The following is a 19,234-nucleotide window of genomic DNA, read 5'->3' on the forward strand; positions in this document are numbered from 1 at the left end:
TTGATTATTATTATATCTTGCATTATTGATTGACAGTATGATTATACAAAACTTTGAAGAATTGGCAATTACTGACAAGAAAAAAGATTGTTTGAGAATTTTGGAGGCAGGTCTTCAAGCAGCAAATCCTGAAAATATCATTTCAAAATATGTCACACCTAGTGAAATCAGAATAAATGACAAAATCTTCAATATTGGTGAATATTCCAATATCTATTCAATCGCGTTTGGCAAAGCAGGAGATTCTATGACTAGAGCCCTCAATGCCATATTGCCTGTAAAAAGTGGCATCATAGTAATTCCTAAAGGTTCAAAATCAATCATTAAAAGTAAAAAATTTCAGATTTTTAATTCAAGACATCCAAATCCGGATCAGACAAGCGTAAAGGCAGCAAAGGAAGTCATGAAATTTGTTCAAAACAAGCGAAGTGATGAGTTGATAATATTTCTGGTATCTGGAGGAGCGTCATCACTTCTTGCATTGCCAAATGAGATAACATTAGATGATAAAATCCATGTAACAAATGTACTGTTAAAATCAGGTGCAACAATTCAAGAGTTTAACTGCATTAGAAAACACCTATCAAAAATCAAAGGAGGCAAACTAGTTGAAAACATGAAGTGTCAAGGAATCAGTCTAGTAATGTCAGATGTGGAAGGAGATGATCTTTCATCTATTGCATCAGGTACAACATACATGGATGATACAACATATGCAGACGCATTGGCAATTTTAGACAAATACAAAATAAGATGGAAAACGCCAGAAGAGGTTCTCCGTGTGTTAGAAGACGGAGTAAATAAGAAAGTGGAAGAGACTCCAAAAAAATCCAGAATTGAAAATATGGTTATTGCAAACAATCAGGATTGTTTGAAAGCTATGCAAGAAACAGCTGAAAATATAGGATATACAGTAAGTACAATGCAAGTTTTTGGAGACATTAAAGAAGCAGTGACAAAGATTCTTGAAAAAATTACAGAAGAGAAAACATGTATTATTTTTGGAGGAGAAACCACGGTCAAAGTTCTTGGAAAAGGAATAGGAGGTAGAAATCAGGAACTAGTTTTAAGATTATTAAAAAATACTCAGAAATTAAGAAAGATGATCATCGCATCAATGGGTACTGATGGAATTGATGGAAATTCCGTTTTTGCAGGAGCAATTACAGAAAATATCAAGATGGATTTGAATACAATTAAAGAATTTCTTAAAAACAGTGATTCTGGGAGATTCTTCCAAAAACAAAAGGGGAACATAATAACAAAACCAACTCATACAAACCTAATGGATATAGGCGTGATTTTAAAATAAATTTTCAGAATCTAACAAGTTGCATTATTTATGGCAATCACATCTACAACTACTTGGGACACATCTATGACTGATACAATCTCTGCAACCTTTACTACGTCCACTTTTAACTCGTAACCATTCTTTATCCATAAATCCCCAAATGATGGAAAATTTGTACGAACTTAAGCATATACATAATTAACAATCTAAAACATCCAAAATCTGAAAAAAATACTCAAAAAATGGATTAAAATTGAACAAATTGTCGTTCAAAAACAAGAGCCCTTCAAATACCATCAATGCCTAATTACAGTATGCAAAAAAACAAAATGGGTTTTTGTGAGAACGAATTGTGTAAATGTGATTGTCATAAAGGATCAATTTTTAGAAGAGGGAATGGGAAGCGACAATATTGTTAGAAAAACAATTCAGTCCAGAAAAACTTTACAATAGAATAGTTCATTTTTACATGGACAAGAAAGGATATTCAAAAGACAAGGCAAATTCCATAGCCCAGTTAGTGGTACAAAAAGAAGCGCAGCGAAGAATTTGTAAAAATGAAAACTGCAAACACTTTTCACATGATCATATTAGAAACGCAGAAACTTGTCTAGTAAAAGACTGTCAATGTAATGAGTTTACTAAATAAAATCATCTAGAGAATTTTCCAGTAAAGGTTGTGCACTTATTCCTAGTTTTCTCAAGTCTGCTGCAAACTCATCAACAAATCCATGTATTGTGTATACTTGTTCTGCGCCAGATTGTACAACCATCTCCACTAATTCATTATAATCACAATGATCACTTATTGGAATTGAATAATCAGTTCTTCTCCCAAAAGAAAATCGTGTAGATTGTGCCCATCCACTAAATCCAATAGTGACTGCATCGTATTTTGATTTCATATCTTGTACAAACTTGTTTTTATTGGATAATATTGGAGCAATCATAATCCAAGGTTTTTTTTCTAATAAACCATTTTTTTCTGCTTCTGTATGTCCAATTCCATCATTTAATGTCACACCAAATTTCTGATGAAGTGAATTCATCTCTTTAATAGAGTCATGAAGATATAACGGACCCCAGTGACCAAAAAACTGAGTAATAGTTTGAGCCTTGCCTAACTGGTACCCCATCAAAATTACTGGAATTCCTCTACCGTAGAGTTCAGAAATTAATTCATTTACTTGTTTTAGAGTGTCTTCAAGTTTAGGAAAAACAAATTCGGGCAATCCAAAGGTACATTCAGTGATCAGAGTTTTACATTTTGGAACTTTGGCACCATTTAGAAATCCACGATCCCGAGTACAAACATCTCCAGTATAGAAAATATCATCAAAAAGCAATCCCCTTGCACCCAAAATATGACCACTGTCAACTAGAGAGAAGGATTCAAGGGATTCCACATGATTTTCCATCTTAAATCCTCGAAGATTCGCAATTTCATTTGTCTCAATAGACGATAGTATGGTACCGCCATTTTTAGAAGGCAGATGATCAGAATGAGCATGAGATACAAAATTAATTCCAGAAGAATCGGTGTTTTTTGGATCCAAAAAGACTCGGTGTTCTCCTTCACACATAATTCCATTTTTTGTCATCCTAACTTTACTAGGCAATAAGAATGAAATTTGTTGGATTTGATATAAATTGCAGGTTTGATCTAGTATTGACTAGTTGCTAAATCTAGGAATTCTAATTTCAGGTCGCGGGAGCAACATGGAATCCATCCTAAAGGCAATTAAGAAAAAAAAGATTCCAATCAATCCTGCAGTGGTAATATCAAACAAACATGATGCAAAGGGCTTAAAAATTGCAGAAAAACTTGGAGTCAATGTAGAAGTGTTTGAAAGTAAGGGGTTCAAAGGAAGTAGAGAAGAGTACGACAAGGAGTTAATTTCAATTTTAACAAAATATGGAGTCACACCAAAAAATGGACTTGTGTGTCTTGCAGGATTTATGAGAATAATCAGCCCAGAATTTGTAAAAAAATACAAAAATAGAATTATCAATATTCATCCAGCGTTACTTCCATCATTTCCAGGATTGGATTCACAAAAACAAGCTTTAGAATACGGTGCAAAGTATTCAGGATGCACTGTGCATTTTGTTGATTCTGGAATGGATACAGGACCCATAATAATTCAAGCAATAGTCAAAGTTAAAGAAAATGATACTGAAAAAACACTTTCAAAAAAAATTCTAAAAGAAGAGCACAGAATTTATCCAGAAGCCGTAAATCTTTTTGCTAGGAAGAAAATCAGGGTTTCTGGAAGAAAGACAATAATCATCTAAGAGTCAGGTCCACCAAAAAAATACAAAACTTTGAGTTCTTTTTTGTTTCCATGAAAATAATGTTTAACATTTCTTCCAACAAAAAATATTTTATCTTTTGAAACAGGATAATCTTTGGAATTAATTTTCAAGTATCCATCTCCAGATATTATATAGTAAATCTCATCACTCTCATGAGGAGTTTGTGTGTCTTCTTCACCAGGGTTTAAAACCAAAACTCCAGCTGCAAGACTAGATTTGTTTATAAAAGTATGAAAATATGAATCAGATTTTTTTATTTTATCGACATAATCAGATAAATCAAAATCTAGTTTCAATTTATTCAGCAGCTACAAGGTATGTTTTTCTTACAGGATCTGCACTCATAAATGAGTGTCCAGTTGGATGAATTTTCTCATGTTCAGGGCTTTGATGCATTTTGATAAATGTCTCTTTGCTTTCATGTTCTACAAGAATCCTACAAGTGCCATCAGTGGATTTCAAGAACTTTCTAGAGATAAATCCAGGAAAGTTACACAGAGTTTTGTTTGATTCTGCAAACCATTTTTTGAAATCCTCTTCTGCTCCTTCCTTTAGTTGAATATCTGCAATCATTACAAACATGACATGACTAGAAATAGAGTCATTTAATTTCCTTTCTAAGATTCTCACAGAGAAATTCCAAGAATTAAATATCTATAAATCAAAAACAGAACATGGCAGGCATCAAGATTGACGGCATAGTAATTGCACAATCAGTCAAAGACAGAGTCAAAAAAGATGTAGTTGAGTTGAAAAACAAGGGAATCACTCCTTGTTTGGCCACAGTGTTAGTTGGAAATAATCCTGCTTCAGCCACATATGTAAGAAATAAGCACAAAGCATGTGAAGAAGTAGGAATTGCAACCAAAGATCACAAGCTAGATGAATCCATCACTCAATCAGAACTAATCAAAATTATAGATGAACTAAATGCAGATAAATCAGTTCATGGCATCTTGATCCAACTTCCATTGCCAAAACAATTAGACGAGTTTACCACCACATCAAGAATTTCACCATTAAAGGACGTAGATGGTTTGACTCCACACAATGTAGGATTACTTGCCATGAAAAAAGCAGCTCTAGTGGCATGCACTCCATCAGGAATAATGGAGATGTTTGATTATCATGGAATCAATTTGGAAGGAAAAAATATTGTATTAATTAACAGAAGTAATCTAGTAGGAAAACCACTTTATCATTTATTGTTGGAAAAAAATGCAACAGTACTTACATGCCACTCTAAAACTAGAAATTTAACTGATCTATGTCAATCAGCAGACATTATAATTACTGCAGTAGGAGATAGAAACAAGTTTGTATTAACACCGGATATGATAAAAGAAGGAGCAATAGTAATCGATGTTGCAATTTCAAGATTTCAGGAAAAACTAGTTGGAGATTCAGATTTTGAGCAGATAATACAAAAAGCATCTCTTGCAACACCGGTCCCAGGAGGAGTAGGGCCTATGACAGTTGCCATGCTATTAAGAAATACAGTAACTGCAGCATCGTTGAGTGGTGAAATTGAAAAATAATACTGAAAAAGAATCACTCAGAAATCTTCTTTTAGAAAAAAGAGACAACACATCTTTTGATTTGATGAAAATAGCTAGTGAAAAGATACAAAAAAAAATAAAGAAAATATATGCATTCAAAAATGCTCAAAAAATTGGAGTGTATTATCCAATAGGAAGTGAGATTTTTACACAAAATATAATTCAAGAGTTGCTTAGTGAGGGAAAAGAGGTATTTTTACCAAAAGTAATTGGAGAGAAAATAGAATTTAGAAAAATTACCGAATTTTCAGACCTAGAAATGGGCATGTTTGATATCATGGAGCCAAAAGATGGCTGTAAAGTTAATAATAATTTGGATGTGATTTTAGTGCCAACTGTAGGAATATCTCCGGCAGGAGTAAGACTAGGCTATGGTCATGGATATTATGACAAATTCTTAGCAGAAAACAAAATCACTACTATTTCCATTACATTAGAAAAACAAATTGTAAAAAACATTCCAAAATCAGAACATGACATAATTATCGATTGGATTGTAACTGAAGATAAAATGATACAAACTCAAAGATAAGACAGACCTTTTTGTCCAATATCTTTTCTATTGTATTTGTGAGACCAAGTAATTTTCTCAGCTGCGGCATATGCATTTGTGATTGCAGAACTCAATGTATCTCCTAATGCAGTGACACCCAAAACACGTCCACCGTTAGAGAAAATCTTGCCGTCGGACTTTATTGTTCCAGCATGAAAAACAATTGCCTCATTTGAAATAGAATCAAATCCAGTGATTTCATCATTTTTTGGATATGATTCAGGATAACCTTCAGATGCCAACACAACACATACTGCAGATTGCGACCTCCAAGACGCAGGAGACATTGAAGACAATTTTCCTTCAACACAGGCTACAAAATAATCATACAAATCAAAATCCATGCGCATCGTAATTGGTTGGCATTCAGGATCACCCATTCTAACATTGTATTCTAAAACATATGGAGTGCCATCTCTAATCATAATACCAGCATACAAAAATCCAGTAAAAGAAATACCCTCTTTTTTCATAGCATGTATTGTTTTTTCAATTATTGTTTCTTGAATCAATTTTGATAGAGCGTCATCAATAATTGGAGTTGGAGAATAAGCACCCATTCCTCCAGTGTTCGGACCTTTATCATTATCAAAAATTCTTTTGTGATCTTGACTTGATGCCATAGGAATTGCAACATTGCCATCGGAGAGTGCAATGTATGAGGCTTCAATACCATCAATGCGCTCCTCAATAATTATACGATTTCCAGCATCACCAAACGTCTTTTTTACAAGAATTGTTTGGATTGCAGAGAAGGCCTCATCAGCACCATTACAAACAATTACGCCTTTTCCAGCTGCAAGACCATCAGCCTTGACAACCACATTGTAATCGAGTGTTTTTACATATTCTTGTGCTTTTTGGGCATCGTCAAAAATTTCAAATCTAGCAGTAGGGATGTCATTTCGTTTCATGAAATTTTTTGCCCAGATTTTACTTGATTCAAGTTGTGCTGCTTGTTTTGAAGGTCCGAATATTTTCAGACCAAGTTTGTTAAATTTATCGACAATTCCTGCAGCTAGTGGATCTTCAGGCCCTACCACAGTAAAGCAATTATTTTTTTGAGCAAAATCAGCCAAAGCATCCAAATCATTTACATTGATTTGGATATTGTTTTGGGTTCCACCGTTTCCAGGTGCGGTGTAGACAGTTTCGACTTTACTGCTTTGAGACAATTTCCACGACAAAGCATGTTCTCGTCCTCCTGAACCGATAACTAGGACATTTACCAACAAAAATTATCTTTTACCCAATTATATAATCCAAGTCTCAGAAAATCAATTTAGCTTTATAATGCCACATACATATCAAAATTTAGATGGAACTTTCTGCAAAGTTTGACGCAAAATCAATAGAATCTCAAGTTAAAGAATACATCAAGTCAATTGATTTAGAAAAACAAATTTTTGCATCAGACAAACCTGAAAAAATTAGATTTATCGAAGGGCCTCCAACAATGAATGGAATTCCACATGCAGGTCATCTAAGAGGAAGAGTAATCAAAGATTTGTGGTACAGGTTTAACACATTACAAGGAAAAAAAATTGAATTTAATGGAGGATGGGACACACAAGGACTTCCAGTAGAACTGCAAGTTGAAAAAGAACTAGGAGTCACAGGCGGAAAAACAGAGGCAATCAAAGAATTTGGAATTGAGCGAATTGTATCAGAGTGTAAAAAAGTTGTAGAAAAATTTAACAAAACATGGGTAGAAGTAGACGATTTACTTGGAATGTCATTTAATCACAAGAAAGCATATTGGACATTTAGAGATGAATTTATCGAACGAGAATGGCAGATATTAAAAAAGGCATATGAGAACGGGATTTTAGAAGAAGATTTTACAGTAATTGCATATTGTCCTAGTTGTCAGACATCGCTTAGTCATGCAGAAGTGAATCAAGGATATGAAGAAGTAAAAGATCCGTCATTATACTATAAAGTAAAGCTAGTAAATGAAAACGTATTTTTGATAGTGTGGACCACTATGCCATTTACACTAGTTACAGATGCAATGGTAGGGTTACAACCTGAAGAAGACTATGCTTTTGTGAAAGTAGAGGATGAAACATGGATTATTGGAAAAACAAGATTAAAAGAATTCATGGAAGAGATGAAGATTGAAGATTATAAAGTTGAAAAAACTGCAAAAGGATCAGAGTTTGAAGGAAGAAAATACATCCACCCATTATTGAGTTTGATTCCAGAATTAAACGAATATTCAAAACTAGACAATTATCATGTTACAGTATCAGAATCTTTTGTAGATGCAAGTACTGGAAGTGGCCTGGTACACTTGTCACCTGCAAACGGTGAGGAAGATATCAAAATTGCAAATAAACGTAAAGTCAAAATCTTTAGTCCAATTGATGACGAGGTAAAATTTACAGAAAGTGCTGGAAAATACAACGGGATGTTTGTAAGAGATGCAGATACAGTAATAGTAGAAGATCTAAAAGAGTGTAAAGCACTAGTAAAGATTGGAAAAATAAAACACAAGTATCCGCTCTGTTGGAGATCACACCATCCAATTGTATGGTTAGCAAGAAGAGGATGGTTTTACAAGCTAGACAGACTAGAAAATAAAGCAATAGATGCAGCAGAAAGCGTAGAGTATTTTTTTGAGCAGCCAAAAAACAGATTTTTGGGAATTATAAAAGAAAGACATCCATGGTGTATCTCACGAGAAAGAATTTGGGGATGTCCAATACCAGTATGGGATTGTGAGGATTGTGGAGAGAAAAACTGGTTCTTTACAAGAAAAGACATCGTAGAAGCGGCAGACAAACTACCAGATGGTCCGGATTTTGAATTACATAGACCATGGATTGACAACATTACGATAAAATGTAAAAAATGCAGCAGTGTCAAAACAAGAAGAGAAGAATATGTGCTAGATACATGGCACAACAGTGGTGCTGCACCATATTCGTCATTGACTGATGAGGAATATGCAAAAGAGATACCAGCTCCATTTTTTACAGAAGGCATTGATCAAACCAGAGGATGGGCATACACGTTACTAATTGAAAATGTAATTCTAAACAACGCACCAATACCACCATACAAGGCATTCTTGTTTCAGGGACACGTACTTGATGAGAAAGGAGGCAAGATGAGTAAAAGCAAGGGAAATGTTTTGGAAGGAGCAGAATTACTAGAAAAGTATCCAGTTGATCTGATAAGATTCTACTTTATGTGGAAGGCAAGTCCAATTGAGCCACTAAGTTTTAGCACAGAAGAGTTAATGTCAAGGCCATACCAAGTGATTAATACATTATTCAACCTGCACCTGTACTTTAAACAAAATAGCCAATATGACAAGTTTGACCAATCAAATACAGTAGAATGGGCAAAGCAAAACAATCTACTAACATCACCAGACATTTGGCTTTTATCAAAACTACAAAAACTAATTCAGATACTAACTGAAAAGAATCAGTCATGTAAATTCCATGAAGGTGCAAAAGCAATAGATGATTTCATAATTAATAATCTTAGTCAGATATACATTCCAATCACAAGAGGAGAATTATGGGATGAAGACGAGGACAAAAAACAGCGAAGACTGTCAATCTATGCTGTACTAAACCAAGTACTCAAAACGCTGGATATTTTGATTCATCCGTTTTGTCCATTTACAAGTGAATATCTCTATCAAACTGTCTTTTCTGAAAAACAAAGTATCCTACTAGACAAGTGGCCTCAATATCAAGAATCACTAGTCAATGAAGAAATTGAAGAGTCGTTTGACATTATGAAAGACGTTGTATCAATATCATCGGCAGCAAGAATGAAGGGCAAGCTGAAAAGGAGATGGCCACTAAATGAAGCACAGATTTGTTTGAAGAAAGGTCAGAAAATAAAACTAGAATCATTATCAGAATTATTGCAATCACAACTAAATGTAGAGAAATTCAGCATCGTTGAAACAGAAAAGGAATCAGGATTAGAACAGATTTTAGAATTAAAACAGTTGGGATTACCAGTTAAAGCAATAGTTGAATTGGAAAGAAAACAGATCGGACCAAAAGCAAAACAACACATGGGAAAATTAGTTGCAACATTTAATGAAACAGATCCTGAAAAAATTATTTCATCACTACAAAAAGATGGCAAATATGATTTTGATATTGACGGAGAAATTATTTCATTAAATAATGAAGACTTTATAGTAGATTTTGATGCAAGTGAAAACTTTGCATTATCAAAAAGAGACACATACACTGTATTGATTTCAACATCCAGAAACAAAGAGATGATGGCAAAAGGATTGGTAAAAGACATTGCCAGAAGATTACAAACACTTAGAAAAGAAAGAGGATACAATCCAACTGATGTTTTAGAAGTTGCATCAATTTTAGAATTAGATGATGAATCACTTGAAATGATTAAAGACAGAACAAAAGAATTAGCATTTTTAGTAAGAGTAAAACAAGTAAACTTTACAGAATCATGTAAAGAATACAAAGAAGACGACATAGATGGTCAGAAAGTCAGGATTTCAGTAGAATAATCGTTGAGAATGAATGTAATATTTTTATTACAATCAAAAAAGGCATAAGCAAATGTCCGAATCAAAACCAAATGTTGTTGGAATTAACGTTCTAAAACAAAACGGCCTAGATGTCGATGAATTGGTAAAAGAGCTAATCAAAAATGCAGCAGTGGAATTTACTGCATACTATTACTTTACCAATCTCAGAGCACATTGCACAGGTATTGAAGGTGAGGGATTAAAGGGGATTATCGAAGACGCTAGACTAGAGGATCTTAGCCACTTTGAGTCATGCCTTGAGAGAATCTACCAACTAGGCGGAGCTCTTCCAAATGATGCAACTGAATTTATCAAAATTTCGGGTTGTGAATTCTTACAACTTCCTGCCAATCCAACAGATCATAATGCAATTCTAGAAAAATGTCTCAAAGCAGAGCAAGGAGCAATTGTCAATTGGAATAAAATTTGCCAGATGACATTAGGAAAAGATCCTGCCACATATGATATTGCAAAAGATATCTTATCTGAAGAGATCGAACATGAGTCTTGGTTCCTAGAACTAATCTATGGAAGACCATCTGGACACATGAGAAGAAAGTATTCTGGTGAAAGACCACATACAAGAAAACATTCTAGAGCACTAGATATGGCTTAACTGCCAAAACTATTTTCTTTATTTTACATTACAATTAAGATGACTTTGTTGACGACAAGTTGTGAATATGCGTTGGTTTATCAAAGTTAAATAGAAAAATCACATATTAGTAACATGGTAAAGCAAATCAGCCTTGACGCTTGGCAGATACAGCATTTATCAGAATTATTAGAAAAGGGGTCAAACGTTGTTGCACGAACCAATAAACCAATAGTGTTGTACAGACAAACTTTGGAAGAAGAGGACGAATCTTACGAGGAGATCGTGTGCACATTAACTAAAGGATATGTAATTGAACAAATGGTTGCATCAGGAGGAATAATAGTTCCTAGTTTTCATCAGCAGTTTGTATTTACAATTGAAGAGTATCCTCAAGAACTATTGAGAAAGAGCAAGGATCGATTTTTAGAAATGATTGATTTTCTAGATGAACAACTAAAATAGCATCATAATTAATAAAGACCGTAAAATTGATGAGTTTTGCATGCAATTACTAGAGTTTCAAGCTAAAGAATTGTTTCGAGAGTATGGGATAAATCTACTTGACAGCATATCATCTACCAATATCGAAGATGGCCGCAAGCATGCAAAACAGTTAGGATATCCATTTGTAATTAAAATTCAGGTCCCTGTAGGAGGCAGAGGAAAAGCAGGAGGCATTCAAAAATGTCAAAATGATGACGAATTTGAGATAAAATACCCACAAGTTATGGACTTGACAATAAAGGGCGAAAAAGCAAGAGCCATTTTATTAGAAAAAATGGCAGATATTAAAAAAGAGCTTTACCTGTCATTGTTTTTGAATCGCTCAAAAAGATGCTATACCATCATTGCGTCAGCTGAAGGTGGAGTTGAAATTGAATCTGTGAAAAATCAAATCATCAAAGAAGTCGGATTAGGAGAAGTGTCCGATGAACTTGCAAAACAAGTTGCAAAAGAGATGAAATTAGACGGAAAGACTGCAGAGCAATTTGTCGACACTTTGAAAAAATTATCAAAACTTACAATTGAGAAAGAAGCAGAGCTTGTGGAGATAAATCCACTAGCAATTATGCAAGATGATTCAATCATGGCATTAGACGGCAAATTTGTAACAGATGATAATAGTAATTTCAGACATGATGAACTTCAAAAGTATCAAGAAAAGACAGCAATTGAAGAACAAGCTGAAAAAAGCGGATTTTCGCTAGTAGAATTAGATGGAGATATTGCAGTTGTAGGAAATGGTGCAGGACTAGTAATGTCCACATTAGACATGTTATCAGATAACGGTGGAAAGCCTGCATGTTTCTTAGATGTAGGTGGCGGTGCAACTACAGAATCAGTCTATGAAGCACTGACTTTGATTAGTAAATTAAGCAGAGTGAAAGGAATTTTGGTAAACCTCTATGGAGGGATTGTAAAAACTACAGTTGTTGCAGAAGCATTTCTTAAAGCATATGAGAATAATTTAATTGATTTACCAGTATTTGTAAGACTAAAAGGTACAGAATCAGATAAAGCAAAAGAAATGCTGCAAGGCTCTAGAACTAAAATATTTGGTTCAGTTGAAGAGGCAATTAATGCTGCAGTAATGGGGATAAAAAAATGACAGACATTTTTGGTTTGCTCAAAGGAAATCCTGGAGAACCAGATTACGAAAAGAAAGGAGTGATCGTTCAAGGGATAACTGGAGCATACGGATCACTGCATGCAAAACAGATGATAGCATATGGAACCAATATCGTTGCAGGAGTCACACCAGGAAAAGGAGGTCAGAAATTTGAGGATACGGTTCCAATTTACAACACCATGCAAGAAGCAGTTGATGCAACTCATGCAAAAATTTCAATTGTGTTTGTTCCAGCAAAATTCTTTCTTTCAGCAGCTAAGGATGCGTTAGAAGCTGGAATAAAATTACTGGTTGCAATTCCAGAGCACGTTCCAATCAGAGATACAATGCAAGCATTAGAGATTGCAAAACAAAAAGATGCAGTAATCATTGGACCAAACACACCAGGAATCATGATACCAGAATTGATCAAAATTGGAATCATGCCACCAATGCCTTTCAAAGCAGGCAAAATTGCAGTACTATCAAAGAGCGGGACATTACTTTATGAAATTTCAGATGCTCTAACAAATGCGGGATTTGGACAATCAATTACAATAGGAATAGGAGGAGATCCGGTTAATGGTACAAGACTAATTGATGCATTTGAAATGATAAAAGATATTTCGGATTTAGAAGGACTAGTAGTGGTTGGCGAGATCGGTGGAGATTCTGAAGAGATTTTAGCTCAGAGAATTATTGATATTGGGTTTAAGAAACCAACCGTAGCGTACATTGCAGGAAGAGCCGCACCTAAAGAAAAGAGAATGGGTCATGCAGGGGCAATCGTCATGGGAACCTATGGATCAGCAGAATCCAAAGTTTCGATGTTTAACAAAGCCAACATACCAGTAGCAAAAAGACCAGCAGAAGTGCCAGTATTACTGGCAGGAAAGATGGAAAAATCCGATTAAAGTGAACTACCATCCGACAAGTCGGATGACCTTTTCTTGCTTCATTGAATGCATTGCACTCTCCACAAGCGTTACTTCCCGCAGTTCCTGCGGTAGTTCATAGTAGACTTTTGCCGACAGATTCAATCCCCTGTTTAGGATGTTAAGTGATGCGTTGTGATCTCTGTCCAGAACCAAATCACATTTGTCGCATCTGTGAATTCTAATTGCTAATCCTTTTGGAACTTTGTTCCCACATCTTGAGCAGTCAACAGTTGTGTCTCTTGGCTCCACCTTGACTAGCATCTTGCATTTGTATTCTAGTTTTTGCACAAAGGAACTCCAGCTTGCATCTGCGATGCTTTGAGCCAGTTTGTGATTTTTTACCATGTTTGTTAGATGTAGTTTTTCAACAAATACGACATCATTGTTCTTGGCATAAATAGTTGATAGTTTGTGCTGAAAGTCATTTCTTCTGTTTGCTATCTTTTCGTGTATTTTCTGCATATGTAATATAGCCTTGAGTCTGTTGTTTGATCCTTTTTTTCTTCTGCTAACCTTTCTCTGAATTCTCTTTAGTGGTTTTAGCATCTTTTGCAGATTTTTAGGATTTGGAGTCTGAAAACCGTTTGAATCATACACAAACGATTTGATGCCAACATCAATTCCAACGCTTTTTGAAAACGATATTTTGGGAATTTCAACTAGTGGTTCTGTTTTATCTACGGTAACACATGCAAACCATTTGCCTGATGGTGTTTTTGTTACTATCACCTGTTTGATTGTAGAGTTTTGTGGAATGGGACGATGTGGTCTAATTTCTACATATCCAATCTTTGAAAGATATAGAAGATCAGTTGTACCTTTCTTCTCAAATTTGAATCCGCTCTGAGAATATGTGAATGTCCTATAATCGTAATATTTACAAAATCTCAAGGATCCTGTCTTGTGTCCTTTTTTGGATTTTTCAATTATTCCCTTTTGTGCTCCATCAATCTGTGTAGATATGGACTGGAGCATTTTAGAATGATACTGGTATAGCCAATCTTCAGTCTGTTTGATTTCAGTAAGCATGTAATTGCAGTCATTTCTTGTAATGAATCCATTTCGTGCCATTCCAACAAAGCGATTATAGACCCATCTGCATACCGCCAGATTATTTTGAAGCTTGTACTCTTGAGAATCATTTGGGTATAGTCTGAATTTGTAGTTTCTAGTTGATACCATTACCTAGTTGCAATATACAAATGCAATGTTAAATTACTTGCCATGACAAACATTGCAAGCTCTGCTTTATACAATATCAATTATCATTTGGCATAGTATCTCAAGTATCGCAAGAAGATTCTGGGGCAATCTTAAAGAATTTTTAGATCAGGAGATTACAAACATTACAAAATCTCAAAAATTGGAGATTTTAGAAATGCAAGTAATGCCAGATCACATTCATCTTTTTGTAGCCTGTGATCCGTTGGCATCCCCTACAATAGTCAAGATGTTTAAAGGAATCACAGCCAGAAAGCATTCAAAAGATTTCCAAAATTGAGATAAAAAATGTAGAGAGACAAGCTTTGAATCGGTCGCATTATGTGGGAACTATTTGACATGTATCTGCACAAGCCATATAGAGATACATCCGTGAGCAAAAAAAGTAGGTGATTCATCTTACCGTATAAGTACGGTGATCTACTCACCTAGAAACTATAAAAGAGAGAGATAAAGGAGACAATCAAATGCCAATTACAGACCCAGAAAAGAAACGAATTGCACAACATGCAAGACTTGTAATGAAAATTTGTTTCAAATGTGGATGCAGAAATGATGCAATTGCCTCACGATGTAGAAAATGTAGGAACCCATACTTGAGACTAAAGAACAGAAATTTGGGCGTCAAGAAATAGAATTAGACATTCATCAGTCTTTGTCTATAATTTACAATTGCAGACTTTAGTTCATTATTGTGTTGTTTTACAAAGGATTTTGCTACCTCAGGATTATCTAATTCTTCAAAGGATAACTGGAGGTCATCAGGTAGTTGCTCGTTCATTTGAAACAGAACTCTGGCTGCCTCTACATACTGTCCTAGATTATCTGCATATTCAAATGCCAATTTCATCCTATCAATTAATGCATCAAATTCTTGTAAAGACATGAAGGGTATTTTTTTAATTTAGTAGAAAAGGTCAAGGTAATTGTGACATACTCAAATAGCAAAGACAAAAAAACTACTCATTTAGTAACTTTGTTGGACCGGTCGTCTAGTTTGGTTTGGATGACGCACTCACACTGCGTAAGGAAGTAATTTCCCGCAAAGGTCGTGGGTTCAAATCCCATCCGGTCCACCTACCATCATGGGTATTAAATACGGCCCACATCATGCCATGATTCAATGGAAATTACCATAGAGAATATCAACATCAGAGCAGATCCATATCAGCTATTTTTGGATTCAGTAAAAAACAAGGAAACCAAAAGACGATACAAGAATTTACTATACACATTTCTCAAATTAATTCCAAATCAAATTTATCAAGATACTCTAAGAGATAGCCCACAAGACAAAGAAAGAAAAACACTTGCAAAATTCTTTGTAGAAATTGCAAGAAAAAATCCAGACTTGGCATCAGACATCATTGCAGCATACATCAAAGAAGACATTAAGAGAGTAGAATCAGGAGATTTATTTTTATATTAGAATATACTACAGTATACTAGAGTATACCATGGAGCAAAGCACAATAAAACTTTCTAAAAAAATAAAAAACGATCTCAAAAAGCAGATGAACCACCCAGGCGAAACCTATGAAACAGTAATTGCAAGATTGCTAAAGAATACACAGGAAGACGATATGTTAAGTCCTGCAATCATTAAAAATATCGAAAAGGGTGTAGCTGACATCAAGGCAGGACGCGTGTATACATCAGAGCAAGTGAAAAAGAAACTAGGCCTAAAATGATATGACATGGCAAGTCATATGGTCTGAAAAATCTGTAAAACAACTAGAAAAGATAGAAAAAAAATATGCGCAGAGGATTTATGATGCAGTGTTAGATTGTACACAAGATCCGTTCAAAAGTGTGACAAGACTTACAAATTCACCATTTTACAGACTAAGAGTAGGAAATTACAGAGTCATTTTGGATCTACAGCAAAATAGAGCGATAATCTTTGTAATCGAGGCCGATCATAGAGGAAGAGTTTACAAAAAATAAGGTAGAGGTTGAATACTCCAATAACTTTCTACCGTCATTTATAATCAACAAAAAAGGTATCGAACCCCACTGTGGGTTGTGATACATACCAGTCCACCACTCTATTCATGATAATGATTTTTTCCTAAATACTAGTAAAACAGACAACAGTATGAATTGTCATAAAATAAGTGAAGCTCATGTTTGGAGATATTCAAAGCACACTAAAATGCGTAGATGTCTAAAATGCAAATCAAGAGTTGTAATCACTGAAAAAGAATTTGCTTCTAAATGGGGTATGAAAAAAAGTAATCTAAAATAGAATGCAGATTTTTTCCTATTCTAAATTACAAGAATTAGTATCAGGATCATAAACTAATCCTGGTCCACATTTTGAATTAGTTTCAATATTTTTTGCCACAATACCCACAACACAGGAATCAGTTTCTGTATCCAAAACAGTTCCAGGACCACATCTTGAATCAGCTATGCCAATGAAAACATCATCAACTGGTACAACATTTGATACATCAGATGAAGAGTCATCTAACATATTATCAAAATATCCCTGAGTGTATCCAGCTCCGAGAATTATCAAAATAATAACAGGAATTCCAACAAGCATAGGAATTTTTAGTGGAATAGTTGTAAAACTTTTGGATTTTGGGACTGGTTGTGGATTTGCACCTACTTCAAACAAAGAAGTACCACATGTCATACAGAAATTAGCACCTAATGGACATTTTTTACCACATTTCCAGCAATGGATTGTCTCTTTTGGTTCAGGTTCATTTTCAAAAACAGTATCTTCAGAAGTATCAAAAGTATGTTTTATGAGGTATTTTTCTCGCATGCGTTTTAGATAATTCTCGTCAGTAACCCAGATGGTTTTATTTTGAATGTACGCTTGCTTGATATGCTCTAATCTATACGAATCCCCAACACCAAGCTTCAGCAATGCATTGACATCATCTACAACATCAATAGGATCCATAATATCTTTCATTAGATACACATGACATTAAATACTAATTGAAAAATTAGAGCAAAATTTCAGACCGTGTAATTATGACCTAGAGGGGGAGAATTTGTTCTTTTCACGAGTCTCTTTGAATTTTTTAAACAGTGTACTAGTCTTGAGATTTAAGTCCAGCATTGTTTCTTGCATTATATCACGACATTCTTTTCCAGCAACATCAGCCATAGATAGATTTTCAAGTTTGCTAATGCTTTCTTTGGTCAATACGATGCTTCTCCTTTTTCCCAAGACAGATCAAAAAGAGAACTCATCATTTCGACTAGAGTTTCAGAATCAGACCACCATGCAAAGATTTGTCTTGTTGGATGGTTTGCATTACGCATAAAGATTAGAACCTCTTTTTTGTCATTAATAATGAAACACTTGTTATTTGAATCAGATGAAACAGTGCGTATTTTTTTGGGATCAATTTCAGATAAAAACTCTGGGGAGTTTTCAATAGGTGAAATTATTAATTTTAATTCAGATGTAGATTGTTCGATAGTATCAAAAATATCAGAATAATAAAAACGATTTACATCAGACATGCTTGCAAAGATTTTAAATTCATCATTACAAGATGTAATCATTTCTTGAATTTTAATTGAAATGGAATTAACTCCATGTAATAATTGCATTTTTTCAGATTTTGATTCATCAGTATCCACTGCAAAGAACGGAATTTCTTTCCACATTTTTGATAAAGATTCTTCTTTATCTGCCAACATGTTGATTTTAGATTGCTGTTGTAGGATCAATGTTTCAATCGCTAGTTTCATATCCATTGCCGTGTATTTTGTTGGATGTGATAACTCTGCCACAACCAGTCCTAAACTTTGTAAAGAATTTACAAGATGGTATGTTTCAGTTCTAGGTAATTGTAATGCCTTTGAAATTTCAGCGGCACTTTTTGAACCATATTTTCCTAAATATATGAAAACTTTGCTTTGATTAGCAGTTAATCCAAAATTAACTAATTCTGTTTTGATTTTATCAAGAGTTATTTTATGTCTGAATAGCTGAGTGTCAGAATCATTATCAAATACGGAGATATTGGCTTCAGTCATCTAACAATACACCATAGTTTGTTAGTTATAGGCAGAATGGACATATTTTTTACAAATAAGTTCGGTTCTGGAAAAAAGAGGTCAAAATTACGGTCAAAAAGAATCATTTCAAATACATATTTTGTATAAAAGGACAACAAAGTGATCAAAAATTGATCGCTTTTAACTACTAGCTAGAATGTAAAATAACTGTAACATAACAAACTGACATATTCTTATCTACACATTTGCATTATTTCTGTTATGTATAGAGAATCAGAAATTCATACAGACATGGTGAATTTACAAAAGATGACTGATGAAATTTTGGTAAAGGTCAGACAAATGTCGTTAACAAAATAAATTCATTTCCAGAATTGTTTGTTCAAATGAACAAACATGTTTTGATTCTATTTAGTCATAAGTGGTTTTAGTATAATCTCTACTAGTTCTAAAATTTTCAGTGTAATATTTTATTACATGTCTTTGTGTAAAGTTCCCAAAACATGAAAGTTCCAATTACACTTAACTAATGTAAACAAATGTAAAATCATACATTGAGATTAGTCTGTATACATTGTGGAAAAATCTTTGAGGGTGACAAAGATAAATTCTGTTC

24 protein-coding genes and 1 tRNA gene are annotated in these 19,234 nt (G+C 34.3%); 16 read left to right on the forward strand and 9 right to left on the reverse strand.

Features of this window, described 5'->3' with window-relative positions; translation table 11 throughout:
• Positions 1-37: 37 nt before the first annotated feature.
• Positions 38-1,312: a glycerate kinase gene (locus WDZ98_RS06860; RefSeq protein ID WP_368059908.1), complete on the forward strand. Its 1,275-nt coding sequence runs from the start codon at positions 38-40 to the stop codon at positions 1,310-1,312.
• A 394-nt stretch (positions 1,313-1,706) separates the two neighbouring features.
• Positions 1,707-1,943: a hypothetical protein gene (locus WDZ98_RS06865; protein ID WP_368059906.1), complete on the forward strand. Its 237-nt coding sequence runs from the start codon at positions 1,707-1,709 to the stop codon at positions 1,941-1,943.
• On the opposite strand, the gene WDZ98_RS06870 is transcribed toward WDZ98_RS06865, so the two are convergent.
• A complete protein-coding gene (locus WDZ98_RS06870) occupies positions 1,936-2,895 on the reverse strand; it encodes an exonuclease (protein WP_368060148.1) in 960 nt (319 codons plus the stop codon). The genes WDZ98_RS06865 and WDZ98_RS06870 overlap by 8 nt on opposite strands.
• A 76-nt stretch (positions 2,896-2,971) precedes the next feature.
• Between WDZ98_RS06870 and purN the strand changes: the two genes are divergently transcribed.
• Positions 2,972-3,589 (forward strand): phosphoribosylglycinamide formyltransferase, encoded by a 618-nt coding sequence (gene purN, locus WDZ98_RS06875; RefSeq protein WP_368059904.1) that lies wholly within the window; start codon positions 2,972-2,974, stop codon positions 3,587-3,589.
• On the opposite strand, the gene WDZ98_RS06880 is transcribed toward purN, so the two are convergent.
• Positions 3,586-3,906 (reverse strand): cupin domain-containing protein, encoded by a 321-nt coding sequence (locus tag WDZ98_RS06880; RefSeq protein WP_368059902.1) that lies wholly within the window; start codon positions 3,904-3,906, stop codon positions 3,586-3,588. The genes purN and WDZ98_RS06880 overlap by 4 nt on opposite strands.
• Before the next feature lies 1 nt (position 3,907).
• Positions 3,908-4,240 carry an antibiotic biosynthesis monooxygenase gene (locus tag WDZ98_RS06885; RefSeq protein ID WP_368059900.1) on the reverse strand — a complete coding sequence of 111 codons (333 nt, stop codon included), beginning with the start codon at positions 4,238-4,240 and terminating at the stop codon, positions 3,908-3,910.
• 44 nt (positions 4,241-4,284) lie between these two features.
• Between WDZ98_RS06885 and WDZ98_RS06890 the strand changes: the two genes are divergently transcribed.
• Both WDZ98_RS06890 and WDZ98_RS06895 read left to right on the forward strand, forming a co-directional pair.
• A complete protein-coding gene (locus WDZ98_RS06890; RefSeq protein ID WP_368059898.1) occupies positions 4,285-5,148 on the forward strand; it encodes a bifunctional 5,10-methylenetetrahydrofolate dehydrogenase/5,10-methenyltetrahydrofolate cyclohydrolase in 864 nt (287 codons plus the stop codon).
• Positions 5,138-5,701, forward strand: coding sequence for a 5-formyltetrahydrofolate cyclo-ligase (locus tag WDZ98_RS06895; protein ID WP_368059896.1), 564 nt, complete (start codon positions 5,138-5,140; stop codon positions 5,699-5,701). Before WDZ98_RS06890 ends, WDZ98_RS06895 begins: the two co-directional genes overlap by 11 nt.
• Here the strand turns inward: WDZ98_RS06895 and purD are convergent.
• The gene (gene purD, locus WDZ98_RS06900) at positions 5,692-6,954 is read right to left on the reverse strand and encodes a phosphoribosylamine--glycine ligase (RefSeq protein WP_368059894.1); all 1,263 of its coding nucleotides are present in this window, start codon (positions 6,952-6,954) and stop codon (positions 5,692-5,694) included. The two genes, WDZ98_RS06895 and purD, sit on opposite strands and share 10 nt — an antisense overlap.
• 86 nt (positions 6,955-7,040) lie before the next feature.
• Between purD and ileS the strand changes: the two genes are divergently transcribed.
• The 5 genes from ileS (at position 7,041) to WDZ98_RS06925 (ending at position 13,380) form a co-directional block, all read left to right on the forward strand.
• Positions 7,041-10,238 carry an isoleucine--tRNA ligase gene (gene ileS, locus WDZ98_RS06905; RefSeq protein ID WP_368059892.1) on the forward strand — a complete coding sequence of 1,066 codons (3,198 nt, stop codon included), beginning with the start codon at positions 7,041-7,043 and terminating at the stop codon, positions 10,236-10,238.
• Positions 10,239-10,290: 52 nt separating this feature from the next.
• On the forward strand, positions 10,291-10,875 hold the full coding sequence (gene dps, locus WDZ98_RS06910; protein ID WP_368059890.1) for a DNA protection during starvation protein: 585 nt from the start codon (positions 10,291-10,293) through the stop codon (positions 10,873-10,875).
• A 114-nt stretch (positions 10,876-10,989) separates the two neighbouring features.
• Complete coding sequence (locus WDZ98_RS06915; protein ID WP_368059888.1) at positions 10,990-11,319, forward strand: hypothetical protein; 330 nt, start codon at positions 10,990-10,992, stop codon at positions 11,317-11,319.
• Between the two features lie 40 nt (positions 11,320-11,359).
• Positions 11,360-12,466, forward strand: a complete 1,107-nt coding sequence (locus tag WDZ98_RS06920) for a succinate--CoA ligase subunit beta (RefSeq protein ID WP_368059886.1) — start codon at positions 11,360-11,362, stop codon at positions 12,464-12,466.
• The gene (locus WDZ98_RS06925; RefSeq protein ID WP_368059884.1) at positions 12,463-13,380 is read left to right on the forward strand and encodes a CoA-binding protein; all 918 of its coding nucleotides are present in this window, start codon (positions 12,463-12,465) and stop codon (positions 13,378-13,380) included. Before WDZ98_RS06920 ends, WDZ98_RS06925 begins: the two co-directional genes overlap by 4 nt.
• Positions 13,381-13,386: 6 nt before the next feature.
• On the opposite strand, the gene WDZ98_RS06930 is transcribed toward WDZ98_RS06925, so the two are convergent.
• Entirely contained in the window at positions 13,387-14,586 is a 1,200-nt protein-coding gene (locus tag WDZ98_RS06930) for an RNA-guided endonuclease InsQ/TnpB family protein (RefSeq protein WP_368059882.1), read from the reverse strand.
• A gap of 52 nt (positions 14,587-14,638) precedes the next feature.
• Between WDZ98_RS06930 and WDZ98_RS06935 the strand changes: the two genes are divergently transcribed.
• Complete coding sequence (locus tag WDZ98_RS06935; protein WP_368059880.1) at positions 14,639-14,905, forward strand: transposase; 267 nt, start codon at positions 14,639-14,641, stop codon at positions 14,903-14,905.
• Positions 14,906-15,092: 187 nt separating this feature from the next.
• The gene (locus WDZ98_RS06940) at positions 15,093-15,260 is read left to right on the forward strand and encodes a 50S ribosomal protein L40e (protein WP_368059878.1); all 168 of its coding nucleotides are present in this window, start codon (positions 15,093-15,095) and stop codon (positions 15,258-15,260) included.
• Positions 15,261-15,262: 2 nt separating this feature from the next.
• Here WDZ98_RS06940 and WDZ98_RS06945 read toward each other — a convergent pair whose 3' ends face one another.
• A complete protein-coding gene (locus WDZ98_RS06945) occupies positions 15,263-15,511 on the reverse strand; it encodes a hypothetical protein (protein ID WP_368059876.1) in 249 nt (82 codons plus the stop codon).
• A 95-nt stretch (positions 15,512-15,606) separates the two neighbouring features.
• Between WDZ98_RS06945 and WDZ98_RS06950 the strand changes: the two genes are divergently transcribed.
• From WDZ98_RS06950 to WDZ98_RS06965, 4 genes are all read left to right on the forward strand, one after another.
• Positions 15,607-15,701, forward strand: a tRNA-Val gene (locus WDZ98_RS06950).
• A gap of 47 nt (positions 15,702-15,748) precedes the next feature.
• The gene (locus WDZ98_RS06955) at positions 15,749-16,054 is read left to right on the forward strand and encodes a hypothetical protein (protein ID WP_368059874.1); all 306 of its coding nucleotides are present in this window, start codon (positions 15,749-15,751) and stop codon (positions 16,052-16,054) included.
• A gap of 28 nt (positions 16,055-16,082) precedes the next feature.
• Positions 16,083-16,316, forward strand: coding sequence for a hypothetical protein (locus WDZ98_RS06960; protein WP_368059872.1), 234 nt, complete (start codon positions 16,083-16,085; stop codon positions 16,314-16,316).
• A gap of 1 nt (position 16,317) precedes the next feature.
• Entirely contained in the window at positions 16,318-16,572 is a 255-nt protein-coding gene (locus WDZ98_RS06965) for a type II toxin-antitoxin system RelE/ParE family toxin (RefSeq protein WP_368059870.1), read from the forward strand.
• Between the two features lie 316 nt (positions 16,573-16,888).
• Here the strand turns inward: WDZ98_RS06965 and WDZ98_RS06970 are convergent, their stop codons facing one another.
• The 3 genes from WDZ98_RS06970 to WDZ98_RS06980 are packed head-to-tail and all read right to left on the reverse strand — an operon-like array spanning position 16,889 to position 18,636.
• Positions 16,889-17,557: a zinc-ribbon domain-containing protein gene (locus tag WDZ98_RS06970; protein WP_368059868.1), complete on the reverse strand. Its 669-nt coding sequence runs from the start codon at positions 17,555-17,557 to the stop codon at positions 16,889-16,891.
• Positions 17,558-17,617: 60 nt separating this feature from the next.
• Positions 17,618-17,794: a hypothetical protein gene (locus tag WDZ98_RS06975; protein WP_368059866.1), complete on the reverse strand. Its 177-nt coding sequence runs from the start codon at positions 17,792-17,794 to the stop codon at positions 17,618-17,620.
• Entirely contained in the window at positions 17,791-18,636 is an 846-nt protein-coding gene (locus WDZ98_RS06980) for a TrmB family transcriptional regulator (RefSeq protein ID WP_368059864.1), read from the reverse strand. Before WDZ98_RS06980 ends, WDZ98_RS06975 begins: the two co-directional genes overlap by 4 nt.
• Positions 18,637-19,234: the final 598 nt, after the last annotated feature.

The organism is Candidatus Nitrosopumilus sp. (assembly GCF_040878665.1).
In the GTDB taxonomy this organism is placed as follows: domain Archaea; phylum Thermoproteota; class Nitrososphaeria; order Nitrososphaerales; family Nitrosopumilaceae; genus Nitrosopumilus.